Source organism: Chitinimonas arctica (assembly GCF_007431345.1).
Taxonomy (GTDB): Bacteria; Pseudomonadota; Gammaproteobacteria; order Burkholderiales; family Chitinimonadaceae; genus Chitinimonas; species Chitinimonas arctica.
Genome location: NZ_CP041730.1, coordinates 325,430 through 346,276, shown reverse-complemented (window position 1 = coordinate 346,276; position 20,847 = coordinate 325,430). Strand labels below are relative to the sequence as shown.

9 protein-coding genes are annotated in these 20,847 nt (G+C 62.2%); 3 read left to right on the top strand and 6 right to left on the bottom strand.

The window, feature by feature from the left end; genetic code table 11:
• Positions 1 to 92: 92 nt before the first annotated feature.
• From FNU76_RS01515 to FNU76_RS01505, 3 genes are read right to left on the bottom strand one after another with little or no spacing between them, the layout of a single operon-like run.
• Positions 93 to 2,999: an ATP-binding protein gene (locus FNU76_RS01515; protein WP_143856063.1), complete on the bottom strand. Its 2,907-nt coding sequence runs from the start codon at positions 2,997 to 2,999 to the stop codon at positions 93 to 95.
• A complete protein-coding gene (locus FNU76_RS01510; RefSeq protein ID WP_143856062.1) occupies positions 2,996 to 7,360 on the bottom strand; it encodes a response regulator in 4,365 nt (1,454 codons plus the stop codon). Before FNU76_RS01510 ends, FNU76_RS01515 begins: the two co-directional genes overlap by 4 nt.
• Before the next feature lie 3 nt (positions 7,361 to 7,363).
• Positions 7,364 to 8,914 (bottom strand): response regulator, encoded by a 1,551-nt coding sequence (locus FNU76_RS01505; protein ID WP_179958307.1) that lies wholly within the window; start codon positions 8,912 to 8,914, stop codon positions 7,364 to 7,366.
• Between the two features lie 244 nt (positions 8,915 to 9,158).
• On the opposite strand from FNU76_RS01505, the gene FNU76_RS01500 reads away from it, so the two are divergent.
• On the top strand, positions 9,159 to 10,724 hold the full coding sequence (locus FNU76_RS01500) for a leucine-rich repeat domain-containing protein (RefSeq protein WP_179958306.1): 1,566 nt from the start codon (positions 9,159 to 9,161) through the stop codon (positions 10,722 to 10,724).
• 81 nt (positions 10,725 to 10,805) lie between these two features.
• Here FNU76_RS01500 and FNU76_RS01495 read toward each other — a convergent pair whose 3' ends face one another.
• Positions 10,806 to 12,017: a leucine-rich repeat domain-containing protein gene (locus FNU76_RS01495; RefSeq protein ID WP_143856059.1), complete on the bottom strand. Its 1,212-nt coding sequence runs from the start codon at positions 12,015 to 12,017 to the stop codon at positions 10,806 to 10,808.
• A 454-nt stretch (positions 12,018 to 12,471) separates the two neighbouring features.
• On the opposite strand from FNU76_RS01495, the gene FNU76_RS01490 reads away from it, so the two are divergent.
• The gene (locus tag FNU76_RS01490; RefSeq protein ID WP_179958305.1) at positions 12,472 to 13,230 is read left to right on the top strand and encodes a leucine-rich repeat domain-containing protein; all 759 of its coding nucleotides are present in this window, start codon (positions 12,472 to 12,474) and stop codon (positions 13,228 to 13,230) included.
• A 32-nt stretch (positions 13,231 to 13,262) separates the two neighbouring features.
• Here FNU76_RS01490 and FNU76_RS01485 read toward each other — a convergent pair whose 3' ends face one another.
• Together FNU76_RS01485 and FNU76_RS01480 are read right to left on the bottom strand one after the other, a co-directional pair.
• Positions 13,263 to 14,615, bottom strand: a complete 1,353-nt coding sequence (locus FNU76_RS01485; RefSeq protein ID WP_179958304.1) for a leucine-rich repeat domain-containing protein — start codon at positions 14,613 to 14,615, stop codon at positions 13,263 to 13,265.
• A 46-nt stretch (positions 14,616 to 14,661) separates the two neighbouring features.
• Positions 14,662 to 19,425: an NAD-glutamate dehydrogenase gene (locus tag FNU76_RS01480; protein WP_143856056.1), complete on the bottom strand. Its 4,764-nt coding sequence runs from the start codon at positions 19,423 to 19,425 to the stop codon at positions 14,662 to 14,664.
• A gap of 587 nt (positions 19,426 to 20,012) precedes the next feature.
• On the opposite strand from FNU76_RS01480, the gene aotJ reads away from it, so the two are divergent.
• Positions 20,013 to 20,789, top strand: coding sequence for an L-arginine-binding protein AotJ (gene aotJ, locus FNU76_RS01475; protein WP_143856055.1), 777 nt, complete (start codon positions 20,013 to 20,015; stop codon positions 20,787 to 20,789).
• Positions 20,790 to 20,847 lie beyond the last annotated feature (58 nt).

Genomic DNA, 20,847 nt, shown 5'->3' with positions numbered 1-20,847 from the left:
CCCGTGCCCCCGTTAGCGGCATTTGTCGCTGCGGTCGAAATGCGTGAGGGGCGAACGCAAAGGGTGCCCTTTGATACGGTTGGCTTTTGGCCCTACGACCCCTCCAGCAACGCCAGCACCGTATCGTAATCATACTGCCGTATCTGCCGCTCGACCTTTTGCAACAGGCCTTCCGGCAAGGCCTGCACCAGGGCGTCGCGGTGCTGGTCGAAGTAGTCGAGTGCTTCGCCATCCTGCGCACGCAGCAGGGTGATCAGTTCGGTCAGGCTGGCGGCCGCGCCTTGTTCCGGCTGTTGAACCGGCTTGAAGTTGGCCAGGCCGATCAGCAGGGTATCCAGTTCGGTGGCCAACTGGTCGAGCTGGGCCGGGCTTACGCCGGTTCCGCCGCTTTCCAGCGCGGCTTCCACCTCGCCGGCCAGCGTCTGGACCGGGCCGGCGCCGATCAGGCCTGCCACGCTTTTCAGGGTGTGGGCCAGGCGGCGCGCGGTGGCGGTATCGCTGGGCAAGGCGGCACGGATACGATCCAGCACGCCTTCCTGTTCCTGCGCGAAGCGGTCCAGCAGGGCCAGGTAAAGGGCGTGGTCGCCCAGTGTGCGCGCCAGGCCGCTTTCCACGTTCAGCCCCGGCAGCTGCGGCAGCGTGGCCTGTCCGGCCGCAGCGGCCTGGCTGACCGTACGGGGGCGCATGCTGGTCCAGTGCGCTACCGTGTCGAACAGGTTCTGCGGTGAAATCGGCTTGGACAGGTGGCCGTTCATGCCGGAATCCAGACAGCGCTGACGCTCCTCATGCATGGCATGGGCGGTCATGGCGACGACCGGTAGCTGGCTGAGACGCGGCTCGGCGCGAATGGCACGGACCGTGGCATAGCCGTCCATGATGGGCATCTGCACATCCAGCAGGACCATATCGTAGGGCGGCGTATCGTGCAGCAACAGCAGGTCCAGCGCTTCGCGGCCGTTGCCGGCGACTTCCACCGCCACGCCGGCCGCCTGCAGCAGCTCGACGACGATCTGCTGGTTGATTTCGTTGTCCTCCACCAGCAGTACCGAGACGCCCTTGAATTTGGGCAAGATCTGGATATTACCGCTGCCGCCTGTTGCCGCCGCAGGCGCGCCGTGTTGCATGCACACGGTAAAGAGGAAGTTCGAGCCACGGCCCGGACTGCTTTCTACCCGGATCTGACCGCCCATCATTTCCACCAGGCGCCGCGAAATGGTCAGCCCCAGGCCCGTGCCGCCGAACTTGCGGGTGGTCGAACCGTCGGCCTGGGTAAAGGCCTGGAATAGCCTGCCAGCCTGCTCGGCACTCATGCCTATGCCGCTGTCGCGGACTTCGAAGGCCAGCACCAGCCCATCCGGACCATCATGTTCGACATAGGCCAGCAGCCTGACTTCGCCCTTTTCGGTGAACTTGACCGCATTGTTCACCAGGTTGATCAGGATCTGGCCCAGCCGCAGCGGGTCGCCCTTCAGCCGGCGCGGGGTTTCGGGCGGGATATCGAACAGGTAGTCCAAGCCCTTGTCGGCCGCGCGGCCGCCGGTGATGGCGGCCAGATTGGCAAGCACTTCGTCCAGATCGAAATCGACCGACTCGATATCGAGCTTGCCGGCTTCGATCTTGGAGAAGTCGAGGATGTCGTTGATGATGCCCAGCAGCGAGACGCCGGCGGTATGGATTTTTTCCACGTAGTCGCGCTGCTTGGGCGATAGCGGCGTCTTTAGCGCCAGGTGGGCCATGCCGATGATGGCATTCATCGGGGTACGGATCTCATGGCTCATATTGGCCAGGAACATCGACTTCGCCCGGGTGGCTTCCTCGGCGTGGCGCAGATCGGCTTCGGCCTCGCGCAATTCGCTCTGGATGCTGAGCACTTGCAGGCGGGTGCGGGTGGCCTGGCCCTGGGCTCGTTCGAAGTAGTCGTGGTGACGTTTGTAATCGGTCAGGGCGGCTTCCCAATTGCCGCACTTGGCATGGATGTCGGCCAGCTCCTGGGTGGCACGCATGGGCATGAAGACGTAGCCGATATCGCCGGTTTCGTCGATGGCGCGGTTGAGGTGGGCGATGGCCTCCGCATGGCGGCCGCGCAAGTGATGGATATGTCCGCTGGCCCACCAGGTGTAGGGGCGCAGATGTTTTTCCTCGTAGCTGTCCATATCGTGCAGGGCACGCTGGCAGAACGATTCGGCGCGCTCCAGCTGGCCTCGCTCTGCCAGCGTGTATGCCGCCACGGCATGGAAGAAGCCGCGATTGGAGGCGGACGAATTAAGGATATCGACGTGGTCGTCCAAAAAGCCTTCGATCACCTCGTAGGCCGCGGCGCTGTCGCCACGCGAGAGCTTGCACAGCGCCAATACCAGGCTGACGAAGGGCAGCAGCCAGCGCTCCTCGGCATGCAGCGCCAGCTCGTGCGCCTGCCACAGCATGGTTTCGCCATCTTCGGCATTGCCGCAGATATAGAACAGTTCGCCGATATTGCAGGTGATCTGCGCCTCGCGCGCCTTTTGGCCCAGGCTGCGGGCGGCGTCCAGCGCGGCGTAGAAATGTCGCAGGGCTTCATCGGTCAAGCCGTATTCCTGCGCAAGGATGCCCAGGGTATTGAGGGCGAGCGCGCTACCCAGGGTAGGGTGGGGCGGTAGTATCGGTACAACCATTTCCTGGCCGAATCGGTATCCCTCCTCGATGCGTCCCTGTACCCGCCGAACCGCCAGGATGCCAAAGCGGCTCAGCAACTGGCCTTCGCGCTCGTTACCGGCGGCAAAAGCCTGGTCCAATGCAAAGAAGCTCGCTTCGGTGGCCTCGTTGCGGTCATCGAAATAGTCGCTGAGCGATTGCAGCAGTTCGCCATAGCGCTCGATCAAGGGCTGGCCGCGTTGCTGCCCCAAGGCAATCAAGTTGTCGCCGCGCCGGCGGGCAGCCGCGGGACTATCGCGCATCAGGCTGAGTGCCTGCTCGAAGTCGCGGCGCCAATTGCCCGTCAGCTTGTCCATGGCATCGTTCATGAGGAAGACTCGGAGGGTTCGCGCGCATCGAGCGACAAGCCGGCACGACTGCTCAGTACGCCAAGCAGCACTTGCGCCGCATCGTAGTCGTACTGGGCCACTGCTTGTTCAACCGCTGCGAAAGAGGGGCCCAAGCCTTGGTGGAAGTCGCCGCTGTGCTGCTCGACCAGGGTGAGGGCGTCGCCATCGTTGTCCACCAGCAGCTGACTGAGCTTGGGCAGCAGGATGGCCAAGGGCACCTGGCTGACCCTGGCCGCCGGTTGCGGGGCCAGGCTATGGCGCAGTTGCGTGCAGAAGCGCGCCAGCGATTTCTCCAGGGATTGCAGATACGCCCGGATATCGCCGTCGTCATCGCCGCGCCGGATGGCTTGCTCCACCTGGTCGGCCAGCGTCTGCAATTCCGTGGCGCCAATATTGGCCGCGACCCCGCGTAGGGAATGCGCTTCGCGCTCGGCACTGGCGCGATCATGCGCCAGCCACTGGCTAATCCGGTCCGGGCTCTGCGAGAAGCGGTCGCCGAATTGGCCCAGCAACTTCAGATACAGCTGCTGATTGCCGGCTACCCGGCGGATGCCTTCGTGGACATTCAGTCCGTCTATGTTCGGCAGTCCGGTTTCGTCCGTCGTATCGGCCTGCGCCTTGGGCGCTTCGCCGCCGATCCAGCGGCGGGCGCAGGCATAGAGCGCCTCCGGTTCGATGGGCTTGCTGATATGGTCCTGCATGCCTTCGCGCAGGCAACGTTCTTTTTCTTCGACCATGGCATGCGCGGTCATGGCCACGATGGGGAGATGGTCGAATTGCCGATCGGCGCGAATGGCCAGCGTGGCCTCGTGGCCGTCCATGATGGGCATCTGCAGATCCATGAATACCATGGCGTAGCGATCCGGTCCGGCTGCCAGCAGCTGCTGTACCGCTTCCTGGCCGTTCTCGGCGATATCGATGCGCAAGCCCAGGCCCTGCAGGAGCTCGCGGGCGATTTGCTGGTTCACTTCATTGTCTTCCACCACCAGCACGCGGGAGCCGTCCAGTGTCCGCCCGCTGGGCACCACGCTGACCGTGCCGATATCGGCCACTTCGCTGCCCATCAAGGTCACCAGGGTATCGACCAGGGTGGAGCGGTTGACCGGCTTGAGCAGGAAGCCGTCCACGGCGGCATGTTCGGCGCGATGGCGGATTTCCTCGCGACCGAAAGCGGTCACCAGCACCATCATCGGGCCGGCGCCCAGGGCCGGGTCGTTCTTTACCTGGCGGGTCAGCTCGATGCCGTCTATGCCCTTCATCTGCCAGTCGGTCAGCACCACCTTGAAGGGATCGTCGGCATCGGCTGCGCGAATGGCAGCCAAGGCGGCGGCGCCGGATTCGACCGCTTCGACCCGGAAGGGCATATCGTCCAAGGCGCCCACCAGGACTTCGCGGGCCACTGCATTATCGTCCACGACCAGTACGCGCATATTGTTGAATGCCGCCGGCAATACCCTTGTGGCGGTACCGGCCTGGCTGCCCAGGCCCAGGCGGGTACAGAATCGGAAAGAGGAACCTTGGCCGGGCACGCTGCTGACGTTGATTTCGCCGCCCATCATTTCCACCAGGCGGCGCGAGATACTCAAGCCCAGGCCGGTGCCGCCGAATTTACGGGTGGTCGAACCGTCGGCCTGGGTAAAGGCCTGAAATAGTTGGGCGGTCTGTTCGTCGCTCATGCCGATGCCGGTATCCTTTACCTCGAAATTGATTTCCACACCGGACGGGTCTTGCTTCAGCACGCTCACGGTCAACCTGACCTCACCCTCTTCGGTGAACTTCACGGCGTTGTTGACCAGGTTGATCAGTACCTGGCCAAGCCGCAGCGGGTCGCCGTTGAGCCGGCGCGGCACGTCGCCGGGAATATCGAACAGGTATTCCAGGCCTTTGTCCTGCGCCCGTCCGCCGGTCACCGCCGCCACATTGGCCAGCACCTCGTCCAGATCGAAGTCGATGGCTTCGATATCCAGCTTGCCCGCTTCGATCTTGGAAAAATCGAGGATGTCGTTGATCACCCCCAGCAAGGACACCCCGGCGGTATGGATTTTTTCCACATAGTCGCGCTGGCGCGGCGAGAGCGGTGTTTTCAGGGCCAGATGGGCCATGCCGATAACGGCGTTCATGGGGGTGCGGATTTCGTGGCTCATATTGGCGAGGAACATCGATTTGGCCTGGGTGGCCAGTTCGGCCTCCTCCTTGGCCAGGCCTATCGCCTCGGCTTGCTTGCGCGCTTCGGTGACGTCCATCCAGAAACCGTTCCAGACCCAGGCGCCGTCCGGCTGCGGGCTGCAGACGCTGCGCACCTGCACCCAGCGTAGCTCGCCCTGGAACATCACGCGGTGTTCGAAATCAGTGCTTTGCTTGCCGGCGATGGCGCGCCGCACGATGCCTTGCGCACGGCCGCGGTCGGCTTGCAGGACATGGCGCCAACGGGCGGCCGGGTCGGATTGCAGGTCGGCATAGTCGATGCCCAGGATGTCCTTGACCTTGGCGCTGGCGAAGGGATAGTGCAGGCGGCCGTCCGGCTCCAGCCGCAGCTGGAAGATCGCCAGCGGCAGCGCGTCCGACAGGTCGATCAGGCGGCGGCGCGAATCCTGCGCCTGGTCGCGGGCGGCGGACAGTTCGGCGCGGGCTTCCTGGCTCTCGGTAATATCCTGCCAGTAGCCGTTCCAGATCATCTCGCCGCCGGCCACGATGCTGGGCCTGGCTTCGCCCCAGATCCAGCGCAACTGGCCATCGCTGCGGCGGATGCGGAAAGCCTGTTCCCAAGGCCGGCTGGCGGCGACGGCTTCGCGCATGGCGGCATGCACACCGGCCAGGTCGCGTTCCACGATCAGGCCGAAGGCTTCGTCGGCATTGGCCATGATGGCCTCCGGCGCGCTGCCGAATTCCTGCCACTGGGCATTGGCGAAAGTCACGACCGGCTTGCCGTCCACGAAGCGCAGCTGGAAAACCGCCAGCGGTAGTTTGTCGGTCAGGTCGCGGGCCTTGACCTCGGCGGCGACCAGGGCCGCTTCGTGGCGCTTGCGTTCGCTGACATCGCGGACAAAAACGGTGGCATGCCACTCCCGCTCCTGGCGGTAGCCGGTGATGGCCAGCTCGATGGGCACCAGATGGCCATCGGCGTGGCGGGCTTCTGCCTCCACCACTTGATCGAGCGGACCTTGGCCGGTTTGGTGGAAGCGGGCCAGGCCGGCCTTGGCCAGTTCGATCAACTTGGCCGGCACCAGGAAGTCCGCGCTGTTGATATGGCGGCCCATGGCTTCCGCCCGGGCATAACCGAAAATGCGTTCGGCGGCCGGGTTCCAGTAGCTGATCAATCCTTGGCCGTCGATGCTGATAATGGCCTCCGGCGCGGCGGCCAGCAGGATTTCGGTACGGGCCTGCTCGGCGCGGTGCGCCAGGCTGGTGGCCAGTTCACGCTGCTGCTGCACCACCGCCGTCACCAATTGGGTGAGCGTGGAAAGGCAAAGCAGGAACAGGAAGAGCGAGGCCAGGTGGGTGGGGGTGTCGCCGAACATCTGGGCGTGGGCGGTCAATTGGAGGCTGATGGTGACCAGGCCAACGATCAGGATAGCGGAATGGACAAACAGCGGTGGGAAACGCAAGGCGCCCCATACCAGCAAGGGCAGGGCCAGGAAGCCCACCACCTGGACCGGCAAGGCGGCGTAGCGGGTATACCACCAGGCCAGCGCGGCGCAGCAGGCGGCCACGACGATATAGACCAGCTGCTGGCGGGTAAAGCGAAAGGGAATGGGCCGATAGCGCTCGGGCATGGGCAAGCGGGCCCTGCTGGCGCTGTCCAGGCGCAAACCCCAGGAAATCAGCGCGGGCAGGCAGATCCACAGGCCGAACAGGTCGCCGATGCCCGCCTGTGCCCAATGCACCAACCAGCCATCCTGTACACAGCGAACGGACCGCGCGAATCCGCAGTAGCCCACCGTGGTCAGGGCGGCGTTCATGGCGGCGTAGAACAGCGCGAGCCCCATCAGCAAGAGATTGTCGCGGACCCGCGTCAAGCTGAGGTCCAGCTGCCAATGACGGGCGGCATGGGCCAGGGCAATGGCCGACAGCAGCATGGCGGTAGGTTCGGTCAGGCCCTTGAGGTAGCGGCTGGTTTGGGTGAAATCGACCGCGACGAAGTCGTAGAAGACATACAGCGCGATCCACACCAGATAGCGCGGGCCGTACAGCAGCGCGACCGCTGCGGCTACCGCGGCCGGCGGCCAGACCGGCGTCAGATAACCCTGGTGGGCGAAGGCGAAGCCCAGTTGCGCGGCCAGCCAGAACACGCCGGTAACGACAAGACTGCGCAGCAGATAGAGTCGGACGGATTGCGGCATGCCCTAGTCCGCGGCCGGAAGGTAAACGGTCAGGCAGGTCTGCGCCGCATCGTCGTCGCAGGCCAGGCTGATGCGGCCACCTTGTGCTTCGGTCAACAGCTTGGCCGAATAGCTGCCCAGGCCGGTTCCGTCCGACTTGCCATGGCTCACATACTTGTCGAAGAAGTGCTCGCGGATAAGGAGTGGCACCACGCCGTGGTTGCGAAGGGTGATCGTACATTCGCCACCGGCACGGAGTAGCTGGACATGCACTTCGGTCTCGTCCGGCGAGGCCTCCACGGCGTTTTTCAGCAGATTGGCGAACACCGAGCGGCACAAGGCGTTCTCACCCAGCGCGGATTGCGCCACCGGAATGTCGAGGCGGATCTCGACCGGCTTCCAGGCGAACTGGACCTTGATTTCCTGCACCACGGTTTCCAATAGTCTGCCCAGGTTGATGCGCGCGCTTTCCAGCCGGAACTGGCCCTGTTCGATCTTGTACAGGGTCAGCGAAAGGGTGACCAGGTCCAGGGCCTGGCGGGCGGCGCCGTCCAGTAACTGCAAGCGCTCGCGCTGCGTGTCCGGCCAGTCGCTTTCCAGCAGCAGGAGTTCGGCGGTATGGCTTATCGCGCTGATCGGGTTCTTCAGGTCATGGTGGGTGATACGCTCGATGTCTTCACGCAGGCGGGCATTGTCCGCCAGCGCCGCATTCTGGCGCAGCAGGTCTCGGCGTGCCTGGCTGAGGCGTAGGTGGGTGCGGATGCGCGCCTTGAGGATGGCGGGTTGGGCCGGTTTGACCACGTAGTCCACCGCGCCCAGGGCAAGGCCATCCACCACGTCGTCGACCTGGTCGCGCGCGGTTAAAAAGATCACCGGAATATCGCGGGTGGCTGGCTGGGACTTGAGCTGGCGGCACACTTCGTTGCCGTCCATTTCCGGCATCATCACGTCCAGCAGGATCAAATCGGGCGGGGTGCTGCCGTTGGCGATTTCCAGCGCCTTGCGGCCGCTGATGGCCACCTTGATGGCGTATTCGCTTTTCAGGATGCCGGCGATGACTTCGATATTGGTGGCCACATCGTCCACCACCAGCACCGAAGCGCGCGACAAGCGCTCTTCGCTGGGCGCATCGATACCTAGCAGCGGGGTATCCGACACGCGCGGAAGGCTGGGCGGGGGCAGGGGCTTCTGCTCGGCCTGGCCGCCGATCAGCTTGACGATGCGCGAGCGCAGAGTGGCCGCGGTAAACGGCTTGACCAGATAGTCGCTGACGCCGGCGGCGATCGCCTGGGCCAGGGAGTCGCGGCCGGATTCCGCCGTCAGCAGGATAAACGGCACGTTGCGATAATGCGGATCGTTGCGGCACCAGCACAACAGCTCATAGCCGCTCATGCCGGGCATGTTCCAGTCGGCGATGATCAGGGAAATCGGCACCGACTCCAGGATATGCCGTGCTTCCAGACCCTGGCTGGCCTGGTGCAGATTGTGCAACTCCATATTGGACAGCACGTGCTGAACCGCCAGCCTCATCTGGTGGTAGTCGTCGGCAATCAGGATATTGATGGTCTTTTCCATGCGGTGCACACGCCAGCTTCGTTTTGCAACGAGTTTAGCAGTAAAAAACGGCCGACATCGTTGATGGTGGCCGTTTTGAGGCGGAAGCGCCGTGCGGGGCAATGGGTCGATGACCAAGGTTCGTGAAGCAACAGGCGAGCGGTATTCTCGTAAGGCGCGCTTTGCAAAGCGCCGGCAGCCTTTCCCCTCGATGTGTTTGCCGAGCAAGCCACGCTCGTGTCCCCACAAAAAGGAGAGGGAATCCATGTTGCCTGTGCTTAACGCCGTACCTCGCGTATCGCCCCCGGACTGGGCTCCCCAGGCGGAGAGCGATAGCGATCCGGATGTCCGCCAAGCTATTGCACGCTTGGCGAACAATGACCGGACGCTGGTATGGCTTCACCTGAACGACAGGAAAGTCGATGACAGCGGTGTGCGGGTGCTGGTCGATGCACTGGCGCAGAACACAAGCCTGACCATGCTCAACCTGGGCTACAACCGGATCGGCGACTGTGGCGCCGAGGCATTGGCCAGCGTACTCGCCCGGAATCGTATCCTGACCGAGCTGGACCTGAACGACAACCAGATTGGCGCCAGCGGTGCGCAGGCTCTGGCGGGTGCGCTGGAGCGGAATATCAGTCTCACCTCGCTCGACCTGAGCAGAAACAAGAGCCTCGCCTTTGGTACGCAGGCGCTGGTCCATGCGCTGGAACGGAATACCAGCCTGACCACGCTCGGCCTGAGCGGAAGCAAGGTCGGGGTTCGCGAACGCGCCACCATCCACGCCGCGTTGGTGCGTAACCATCAATCCGCGCACACCGAATCTCAAACCCAATTCCAGCGCGCCCATCAAGCCGCACACGCCGAATTCCAGACCCTGTTAAAGCGCGTTCATCAATCCACGCACTCCGAATCTCAAACCCTGCTCCAGAGCGGCCAGCAATTGGCCGCCAGGGGCGAGTACAAATTGGCCGAGGAGCAGTTTCGGCAGGCGCTACGCTTGAGCGGCAAGGCTAAAAAGCGAAGCCTCATCCAGGCCGCGCTTGACCAGCTTGTCCAGCGGCCTACCGCCGTACCTCGCGTATCGCCCCCAGACGGGGCTACCCAGTTGGAGAGCGTTAGCGACCCAGATGTCCACCAAGCTATTCAGCGCTTGGCGGACAAAGACCTGACGTTGGCCAAGCTTCACCTTAACGACAAGAAAATCGGCGACAGCGATGTGCAGGTGCTGGTCGATGCGTTGGCGCGGAATACCAGCCTGACCATGCTCAACCTGAGCTGCAACCAGATCGGCGACCCTGGCGCCGAGGCATTGGCCGGGGCGCTGGCACAGCATCGCAGCCTGACCGCGCTCGACTTGAACGGCAACCGGATCGGCAGCAGAGGTGTGCAGGCACTGGCCAATGCGTTGGAGCAGAATATTAGCCTGACCTCGCTCGACCTGAGCAAAAACAGGAACTTCGCCCTTGGTGCGCGGGCGCTGGTCCAGGCGCTGGAGCAGAATTCCAGCTTGACCACGCTCGGCCTGAGCGGAAGCAAGGTCGCGGTCCGCGAACGCACCGCCATCCACGCCGCATTGGCACGCAACCTCGAAGCCGTGCGAACCCGATCTCAAACCCTGTTCCAGCGCGGCCAGCAATTTGCCGCCGAGGGCGAGTACCAGCTGGCCGGGGACCAGTTCCGGCAGGCGCTACGCTTGGGCATCGATACCGGGGAGCGAAGTCTTATCCAAACCGCGCTTGACCAAGCCATACAAGGCTTGGCGGACAATGATGCGGTGCTGACAGCGCTTGATCTGTGCCTAAAGGAAATCGACGGCAGCGATGCGTAAGCGCTGGTCGATGCGCTGGCGTGCAGTCGCGGCCGGATTCCGCCATCAGCAGGGTAAATGGCACACGGTGATTAGTACGGGTTAAACGTCCCGCGCTTGATTACCTGCAGCTAGCCGGTTGCGACGAAGCGCAGTCTGAATGGCGAGGTCCAGGGTGCTAGGGTTTTGCACGTAGTCGGCGTCGTGCAGCCGACCCAGCGACGTCAGGCTGGTATTTTGCCGCAGCGCGTCGCACAGGGCCTGCTTGCCCGTGTCGTCCGTCGGGCATTCGGTCAACTCGATTTCGGTCAAGCTGCTGTTGTGTCGCAATGCTTCTGCAAGCACCAGGATGGCGGCACTGCCAAGCTTGTTTTGTCCCAAGTTCAGGGTGGTCAGGCTGGTGTTAAGCGATAGGGCGCTTGCCAGGGCACGCGCGGTGGTTTCACCGAGTCCACAGTTGCACAAGCTCAGCATGGTCAGGTGTTTGTTGCTCAGTAGCACCTCGGCCAAATCCGAAGCGGCGGTATCACCGATCGGGTTGTCGCCCAGGTCGAGTTCTCTGAGGCCGATGTTCTGCTTCAGTCCGACCGCCAGCGTCTTTACGCCAATTGCGCAGAGCCCGGTACGATATAGGTTGAGCTCGGCCAGGCTGGTGTTGTGTATCAGTGCATCGGCAAGCACATGCGCGTTTTGAGAACCTAGCGGATTACCCCAGACATTGAGGTGGGTCAGGCGATTGTTGTGCTTGAGTGCCTTGGCCAACGCCGCCAGGTCGTGGCAGTCGAGCGCATTACTGCTCAGGTGGAGCGAGGCGAGGCCATCGTTAGGCGCGAGTGCGTCGGCCAGTTCCACGGCATCCGATGCGCGCAATCGATTGGCGCTGAGACTGAGCGTGGAGAGGCTATTGTTGTGGGTAAGCGCCGAGGCCAGATCGCGCGCACCGGATCTGCCGATCAGATTGAAATGAAGGTCTAGCGTGCGAAGACTGCGATTTTCCCTAAGCGCCTCGGCCAGGACGCTCGCGCCAATATCGCCGATATTGTTGCCCCGTAGTTGAAGATCCGTCAGGTAGCGGCTTTGGCCTAGTGCCCGAGCTAGCCGGTTTACGTCGCTTTCTTCGATTGCCTGGCCTCCGGCGATTGCAGGGACTTCGCCAAACTCCCGAGCACGCTGGAAGCCGTTCAATAGAAGCTGGGTCTGGTTCGCATCGTTGGCCTGCACACGTTCAATCTCCGAGTCGATATGACCCGCGCGGTCCCCTTGGTTGCCGATTGCACGGGCAGGATGGGCGGATAGGTTTGAAACAGGGATCATCACTGCGATTTCTCCAGGGATCTTGGCATGGTAAGGGACCGGCTGGTCCCCATGGCTAACCAAGAGCCTGAGCCCCTTGAACTTCCCTGGGCTTTCGTAAAAAGCCAGCCGAGCCAAGCAAAAAGTAAAACGGCCGACATCGCTGATGCCTGAAGTGCTGGATTGCCTACCGCCAGCCGGTTACGCCCCTTCCCGGCCCATGGTGGATTTCTCTCCGCCAAACCAAACGTTCGTAAAGCAACAAGCGAGCGGTCTTCCCGTAAGGCGCGCTATACCAAGCGCGGACAGCCTTTTCCCTCGATGTGTTTGCCGAGCAAGCCACGTTCGTGTTCTACATAAATGAGAGGGAATCATGCTGCCTGTGCTTACCACCGTACCTCGCGTATCACCCCCGGACTGGGCTCCCCAGACGGAGGGCGCTAGCGATCGGGATGTTCGCCAAGCTATTGAACGCTTGGCGAACAATGACCGGACACTGGCATGGCTTCACCTGAACGACAGGAAAATCGACGACAGCAGTATGGGGGCGCTGGTGGATGCGCTGGCGCAGAACACCAGCCTGGCCACGCTCAACCTGGGCTACAACCAGATTGGTGACCGAGGCGCCGAGGCACTGGCCGGTGCGCTGGAGCGGAATACCAGCCTGACCACGCTTGGCCTGAGCGGAAGCAAGGTCGGGTTCAAGGTACGCACCGCCATCGACGCCTCGTTGGTGCGTAACCGTCAAGCAGCGCACACCGAATCTAAAACCGAGTTCCAGCGCGCCTATCAAGCCGCACACGCCGAATGCAAGACCCTGTTACAGCGCGTTCATCTTGCCGCGCACACCAAATCTCAATCCCTGTACCAGAGCGGCCAGCAATTTGCCGTCAGGGGCAAGTGCAAATTAGCCGAGGAGCATTTTCGGGAGGCGCTACGCTTGAGCGGCAAGGCTAAAAAGCGAAGCCTCATCCAAGCCGCGCTTGACCAGCTTGTCCAGCGGCCTACCGCCGTACCTCGCGTATCGCCCCAAGGCGAGGCTACCCGGTTGGAGAGCGTGAGCAGCAATTTACCGCCGAGGGAGAGTATCAGCTGGCCAAGGAGCAGTTTCGGCAGGCGTCATGCTTGGGCATCAATGCCGAGGAGCGAAGTCTCATCCAAACCGCGCTTGACCAAGTTATCCAAGGCTCGGTGGACAATGATGCGACGTTGGCCGCGCTTGATTTGTGTTTGAAGGAAAGCAACGACAGCTATACAGCACACTGATCAAGCCAACTGCCCGCCTGATACCCTGCGCTGGGTTGCCGGCTGTTGGCCGGTAGCGCCGTAGTGAGGTCTCGATGGCGGCGTCCAAGCTGAAAACGAAGGCATGATAGTGGCTCCCAGCAAGGTCAGCCGGGTATTTTCCCGCTGGGCGTCGGTCAAAGCCTGCCAGCCTGTTTCGCTAATCGAGCAGTTGCGCAGATTAAGGTCGGTCAAGCTGCTGTTTTGCCGCAATGCGTCGGCAAGCATCCGGGCAGCGGAATCGCCAAGTTTGTTTTGGCCCAGGTTGAGTGTGGTCAAGCTGGTGTTATGCGTTAAAGCGCTGGCCAAGGCAGACGCGGTGGGTTCGCCAAGTCCGCAGTCCCACAAGCTCAGCATGGTCAGGTGTTTGTTGCTCCGTAGCACGTCGGCCAAGTCCGCAGCGGCGGTATCTCCGATCGGGTTGTGTCCAAGATCCAGCCTTCTCAGGCCGATGTTCCACTTCAATCCCCTCGCCAGCGTCTGCACGCCTTGTGCACAGAGCTCCGTGCCGTATAGATTGAGCTCGGACAGGCTGGCGTTGTGCTCAAGCGCATCAGCCAACACATGCGCGTTTTGCGAACCTAGCGGATTCAAACTTAAATGCAGGTGGGCTAGACGTTTGTTGAGCTTGAGTGCCTTGGCCAATGCCGCCAGGTCGTGGCTGTTGATCGCGGTGTCGCTAAGGCAGATACAGGTGAGGCTATCCTGCCGCGCGAGTGCATTGGCCAAGTCGCGCGCCCCCGCTTGGCCTAACTGATTGGCGCTTAGATAGAGTGCGGACAAAGTATTGTTCCGAGTAAGCGCCAAGGCCAGATCTCGCACACCGGCCTTGCTGATCTGGTTGTATTGCAGGTCGAGCATGCGAAGGCTGCTGTTCTGTTCAAGCGCCTGTGCCAGGGCTTTTGCACCGATATCGCCGATATTGTTGGCTCTTAGATGAAGTTCGGTCAGGTAGCGGTTCTTGCCTAGCGCCTGAGCCAGCTTGATGACATCGGTTTCGACGATTACAGGATTTGTAGCTAACGCACGGACATCCACTTCAATTCGTGTGAAGCTTGCATCGTTGGTCAGCAATCGTTCAAGCATTCCGTCGATATTCAGCTCGCGTACGAAAGACGCGGGGGGCACCTGGTTGCCGGCAGCGCGGGTGATATCGGCTGGGGCGTATGGAATTGGATTTATCACGGCGATTCTTTCAGGGTATTTTGGAATGGCGAGGGACAGGCTAGTCCCAATCCCTGACCGTGAGCCTGCCCTTTTTACTTGTCCGGTCTTTCGAATATCCCTGCAATCGCGGTTAAAAACAAAATGGCCGGCATCAACGATGCCGGCCATCAAGGCGCTTCGAGCGGCATGCCCCGCGAAGGGCATGCCGGCAGGATTAAGCCGCCAATCGGTTGCGGATCTCGCGCATGGCGGCCGAGATCATGGCCAGGTCGGGCGTGGCCACGCGTAGCTCCTCGAACATGCGGCCGCAATGCTCAAGCGCGGTCTCGCGCGACTTCAGCCAGCTGTCCACCTTCTTGGCGATACTGCCGCTTTCCTGCAGTACCCGGGCGGTAAGGTGGGCATGCTCGCGGTACAGCTCGTCGCGGAAGGCCATGCGGGCCAGCGTTTGCCAGCGGTTGTCGCGCGGCAGGCCGTCCACCATGCCACGCAGCCAATCCAGCTGCAGGGCGCCTTCCAGCTTGAAGTAGACCTGCGCGACGTCTTCCACCGAGGTTTTGCTGGTGCGGGCCAGGCGGGCGATGTCCAGCAAGGCCAGCAGGGCGTCCAGGTTGACCACGCGGGCGGACAGTTCCGGCTTGACGCCGGCACCGGCCAGGCGCTCGCGCTCGCGGGCGAAGGTGGGCTTGTCGGCCAGCCATTTGTCCAGCTTGGGCAGCAGCGACGGAATTTCGTCGGTCAGCTGGGCCAGGCGGGCCGCCGCATCGGTTTCGGTCAGCTGCACGTTCAGGACCCAACGGGCCACGCGTTCCAACTGCTTACGCACTTCCAGCATCAAGGTGTATTGCGTATGGGTCGGCACCTTGTTGTCGAGGGCTTCCAGCTCGGACCAGAGCTTGTCGGCCTGGACCAGCCGCGAAGCCAGGCTCCAGGCGTGCACGATATCGGCAGGGCTGGCATTGGTTTCCTCGGCGACGCGGAACACAAAGCTGATACCCATGCGGTTGACGCACTCGTTCGTCAGCACCGTAGCGACGATTTCGCGGCGCAGCGGATGGCTGGGCAATTGCGCCTTGAACTTGGTGCTCATCTTGACCGGGAAGTAAGCGCCCAGCAGTTCGTCCCATTCCGGCATGCCGGGCAGCGGCGAGGCCAACAGCTGGTCGTACAGGCCCAGCTTGGCGTAGGCCAGCAGGACAGCCAGTTCGGGGCTGGTCAGGCCCAGGCCGGCCGCTTGCCGGTCGCCCAACTGCGTGTCGTTCGGCAGGTATTCGATGCGGCGGCTCAGGCGGCTGGCTTTTTCCAGGCTTTGCATAAAGCGGCTGTGTACCGACAACAGCGACTTGGACTGCTGCAATTCCAGGCTGATGGCGGCGGTCTGCAGGTAGTTGTCGCGCAGTACCAGGTCGCCGACGTTGTCGGTCATTTCGGCCAGGATGGTGTTGCGCTGCTTGAGCGTCATATCGCCGCTCTGCACCAGTCGGCCGAACAGGATCTTGATGTTCACCTCATGGTCGGAGCAATCCACGCCGGCCGAGTTGTCGATGGCATCGGTGCAGATATGGCCGCCATGCATGGCGTACTCGACCCGGCCTAGCTGGGTAAAGCCGAGATTGCCGCCTTCGCCGATCACCTTGGCGCGGATTTCACGGCCGTCGATGCGTAGCGCATCGTTGCTGCGGTCGCTGGCCTCGGCGTGGCTTTGGGTGCTGGCCTTGAAGTAGGTGCCGATGCCGCCGTTGTACAGCAGGTCCACCGGGGCCTTGAGGATGGCGCGGATCAGGTCGTTCGGCGCCATGGCCTCGTCGCTGACATCCAGCACCTTGCGCATTTCCGGCGACAGCGGAATGGACTTGGCGCTGCGCGGATAGATGCCGCCGCCCTTGGACAAGGTTTTCTTGTCGTAGTCTTCCCAGCTGGAGCGGGGCAGGGCGAACATGCGTTGCCGTTCGGCAAAGCTCTTGGCGGTATCCGGGTTGGGGTCGAGGAAGATATGCAGGTGGTTGAACGCCGCCACCAGCTTGATCTGCTCGCTCAGCAGCATGCCGTTGCCGAACACGTCGCCCATCAGGTCGCCGATGCCGACCACGGTAAAGGGCTGGGTCTGGGTGTTGTGGCCCATTTCCCGGAAATGGCGCTTGACCGACTCCCAGGCGCCCTTGGCGGTGATGCCCATCTTCTTGTGGTCATAGCCGACCGATCCGCCCGAGGCGAAGGCGTCGTCCAGCCAGAAGCCGTATTCCTGCGACACGCCATTGGCAATGTCGGAGAAGGTCGCGGTGCCCTTGTCGGCGGCCACCACCAGATAGGGATCGTCGGCATCGCGGCGATGGACCAGCTTGGGCGGTACCACCTTGCCCTCGACCAGGTTGTCGGTCAGGTCCAGCAGGCCGCGGATAAAGGTCTTGTAGCAGGCGATGCCTTCCGCCTGGTAGGCCTCGCGCTCGGTCGGCGCCTGCTTGAGCACGAAACCGCCCTTGGAGCCGACCGGCACGATCACGGTGTTCTTCACTTGCTGCGCCTTGACCAGGCCCAGCACTTCGGTGCGGAAGTCTTCCTTGCGGTCGGACCAGCGCAGGCCGCCACGGGCGACCTTGCCGAAGCGCAGGTGGATGCCTTCCACGCGCGGCGAGTAGACGAAGATCTCATACAGCGGCACCGGCTGCGGCATGTTCGGGATCTTGCCGCTTTCGAACTTGAAGCTGACATAGTCCTTGGCTTGACCATCGGGGCCGGGCTGGAAGAAGTTGGTCCGCAGCGTGGCCGAGATGGTGTGGAAGAAGCCCGACAGGATGCGCTCGTCGTCGATGCTGGGCACCTGCGCCAAGGCTTCCTTGATCTTGGTCGCCAGGGCATCGGCCTGCTTGATCTGCTTTTGCTTCGGATCTTGCTGGATCAGGAACAGATCGACCAGGTCGCGGGCGATCTCGCGGAAATGGGCCAGCCGGTCGGCGATATGGTCGAGGCTGTAGTTCAGGCCGATCTGCTTGAGGTACTTGGCATAGGCGCGCAGCAGCACGACCTCGCGCCAATGCAGGCCGGCCAGCAGGATCAGCTTGTTGAAGCGGTCATTCTCGGCATGGCCTTCGAAGGTGGCGGCAAAGCCGTCCTGGAAGGCGCCACGGCGGATTTCGTCATCCAGCAGGCCGGCTTGCTGCAGGCGTACGGCGATATCGGTCACCCAGGCGCGGTTGCCGTCGCTGAATTTCAGCGAATACGGCTGCTCTTCGATGACCCGGACACCCATGTTTTCCAGGACGGGCAGGCTATCGGACAGGGCGATGGGATCTTGCCGGAAGATCTTGAAACGGTGCTGCAGCGGGTCGGCCAGGCTGGCATCCATCAGCTTCATGGTCAGGCGCTGCGATTCGAGTGCCTGCTCGATCCGATCGATGTCCGACACGGCGGTGCGGGCGTCGTAGTCGGCGTAGTAAGCGGCGGCAAAGGCCTTGGCGTACTTGGTGTACAGCGCCATGCCGCGTTCTTCGCCGGCGTGGGCGGCCAGGTTCAGTTGCAGGTCGTCGGTCCAGCGGCGGGCGGCCTGGGCGATCTGGTTCTCGATCTCGCGCGGATCGTAGTCGGGCAGGGTGGAGCCGGCGGTGGTGCGGACGATAAAGTGGATGCGTGCCAACAGCGAGTCGGACAGCATCACATTGAATTCGGCCGAGGTGCCGTTGAAGGTATTCACCAACAACTGCTGCATCTTGATGCGCACATCGGTGGTGTAGTTATCGCGCGGCAGGTAGACCAGCGCCGACACATAGCGGCGATACAGGTCTTCGCGGATAAAGGCGCGGACCTGGTTGCGCTCCTGCAGGTTGACGATGCCGCCGGCGATTTCGCTCAGCGCCGCTTCGCTGATCTCCAGCAGTTCGTCGCGCGGATAGGTCTCCAGCACATTGAGCAGGGTCTTGCCCTTGTGGCTGCCGGCCATCACCTGGCTGGCGGCCATGACTGCGTCGATCTTGCGGCGCAGCACCGGGATCTGGTGCGGCGGGGTGTTGTAGGCCTTGGCGGTATAAAGGCCCAGGAAACGGCGCTCGCCCACCACATTGCCCTTGGCGTCGTAGCGCTTGAGGCCGACGCAATCGAGGTAGGCGCCGCGGTGCACGGTGGAGCGGGAATTGGTCTTGGTCAGCAGCAGGGGGGTCTTGTCGCGTGCGAGGGCGCGGATTTCGGCCGGCAGGGCGGCGAAGCTGGCGGAGTGGGCGCCCTTGGTTTCGCCACGCAACAGCCCCAGGCCGGAGCCCTTGACGATGGTCAGCTGGATGCCTTCCTTGCTATCGGTCAGATCGTAGTCCCGATAGCCCAGGAAGATGAAGTGGTCGTCCTGCAGCCAGTCAAGGTAGGCCAGGCCCTCGGTCCACTGCGCCTTGTCCACGGTCGGCTTGAGCTTGCCCAACTCGGCGCGCACGGCGGCCATCTGCCGGGACATGGCGGTGAAGTCTTCCACGCAATCCTGGAGCTGGCCGAGCACGCGCAGCAGCTCGCTCTTGATCTCTTCCAGCTTGGCTTTGTCGCTGACCCGGTCTATTTCCAGATGTATCCACGATTCCGCCTGGCCCGTGCCGATTTCGCCCAGCTTGCCGGCCTTGTCGCGTTCGATAGGCAGCACCGGATGGATGATCAGGTGGATGCCATAGCCCAGCCGGTTCAATGCCAGGCTGACGGTATCGACGAGGAAGGGCTTGTCGTCGTTCACCAGCTCGATGATGGTGTGGCTCGATTGCCAGCGGTGATCGTCGAAACTGGGGTTGTAGACGCGTACAAGCGCTTCGCCGCCCTTGCGGGTGGCGGCCAGCTTGAGGTGGGCCAAGGCTGCGCCGTACCAGTCTTGCGCGTCGCGGGTAGCGAGATCGTGCGCGTCGGTATCGGCGTAGTAGGTATGTATCAGCTTGGCGAGGTTGACCGGTCCGGCCTCACGCACATCGGCATGGCGCTGAATGTCGGCGATAAGGCTGGCGTGGATGGTTTGCATCTGACGTGTCTCCTGTTGGGCTAACGGACATGGCGCCACACACCATATCCGTGCACGAATGGACACTTTTTGAGTGCCCTTTCGCCTTGCGTGCCGCATAGAGGCCCGAATGCCTCGGCGGCGATTGCGACGGCATTGTAGCGCCGACGGGCCTGCTACAAGTATTAGGGGATGCGACACTTTGTTATAGCGGCGCCCTATTGCAGGGCAATTCGAGGCGGTTTTTGTGCGCCGCGCACCATTTTGGTGCTGTCTTGGAGGGGCTTTCCCGGCTGGCAAGGCAGGGCCCGCTCCCAAGCCGCGTTTGATGTATAGCGCATGGTGGGTGTCCGTTAGTGGGCACCGCGCCGGAACATTTATGACATGGGGTTGAAAACAGCCGCAAAACGCCGCCAATGGTAGTGAAAATGGTGTTTTTTGCGTTGCACAAATGAGAAATGAGTGGAAATGGCACTGTACGAAGATGTCGCATTCCGGCAATGTCTGATATTGGACGGCGGGTTTACAATCACCGTCGGTACCGGTTTCCCGAAGCCGCTGTCGGCTTCGCCGGGTTCCAAACTCATCCTAGAACGAGGAGTAAGGCAATGAAGAAAACCGCGCTGTTTGGTGCTATCGCGCTGGCGCTGTCCGTGGCCGCTTCGGCCAAGGAATGGAAGGAAGTCCGCGTCGGTATCGACGCGACCTACAAGCCCTTCACCTACAAGACGCCCGATGGCAAGCCAACCGGTTTTGACGTGGATATCGCCAACGCGCTCTGTGCCGAGTTGAAAGCCAAGTGCGTGTTTGTCGAGCAAGCCTGGGACGGGATGATCCCCGGCCTGAATGCCAAGAAATACGACGCCATCGTCTCCTCGATGTCCATTACCGAAGAACGCAAGAAAGCGGTCGACTTCACCACCAAGTACTACAACACCCCTTCGCGTCTCGTGGTGAAAGAGGCCGGTACGATCAAAAAGCTGCCCGCCGACCTGAAGGGTAAGAAGATTGGCGTGCTGAAAGGTTCCACCCAAGAGAAATATGCGCGCGGCGAGCTGGAAAAAGCCGGCGCCGCTGTCGTTCCTTACGAAGCGCAGGATCAGGTTTACCTGGATATCAAGTCCGGCCGCCTCGACGGTACCGTGGCCGATGTGGTGGAAGTCACCGACGGCTTCCTGAAGACGCCGGACGGCAAGGGCTGGGGCTTTGTCGGCCCGACCCTGAACGAGCCGAAGTACTTCGGTGAAGGCGCCGGCATCGCCATCCGCAAGAGCGACAACGATCTGCGCGATGCGCTGAACAAGGCGATCAAGACCATCCGTACCAACGGCACCTGGAAGAAGATCAACGACAAGTATTTCACTTTCGAAATCTGGGGCAGCTGATTTCCAGGCGTGCTCTGCACCATTGCGGATGCTGAATAGAGCGGCGCGATCCGATCCA

Excerpts from the sequence above, each read along its gene's own strand:
- FNU76_RS01515 (WP_143856063.1), bottom strand. The coding sequence starts at position 2,999 with ATGAACGATGCCATGGACAAGCTGACGGGCAATTGGCGCCGCGACTTC.
- FNU76_RS01510 (WP_143856062.1), bottom strand. The coding sequence starts at position 7,360 with ATGCCGCAATCCGTCCGACTCTATCTGCTGCGCAGTCTTGTCGTTACC.
- FNU76_RS01505 (WP_179958307.1), bottom strand. The coding sequence starts at position 8,914 with ATGGAAAAGACCATCAATATCCTGATTGCCGACGACTACCACCAGATG.
- FNU76_RS01500 (WP_179958306.1), top strand. The coding sequence starts at position 9,159 with ATGTTGCCTGTGCTTAACGCCGTACCTCGCGTATCGCCCCCGGACTGG.
- FNU76_RS01495 (WP_143856059.1), bottom strand. The coding sequence starts at position 12,017 with ATGATCCCTGTTTCAAACCTATCCGCCCATCCTGCCCGTGCAATCGGC.
- FNU76_RS01485 (WP_179958304.1), bottom strand. The coding sequence starts at position 14,615 with ATGGCCGGCATCGTTGATGCCGGCCATTTTGTTTTTAACCGCGATTGC.
- FNU76_RS01480 (WP_143856056.1), bottom strand. The coding sequence starts at position 19,425 with ATGCAAACCATCCACGCCAGCCTTATCGCCGACATTCAGCGCCATGCC.
- aotJ (WP_143856055.1), top strand. The coding sequence starts at position 20,013 with ATGAAGAAAACCGCGCTGTTTGGTGCTATCGCGCTGGCGCTGTCCGTG.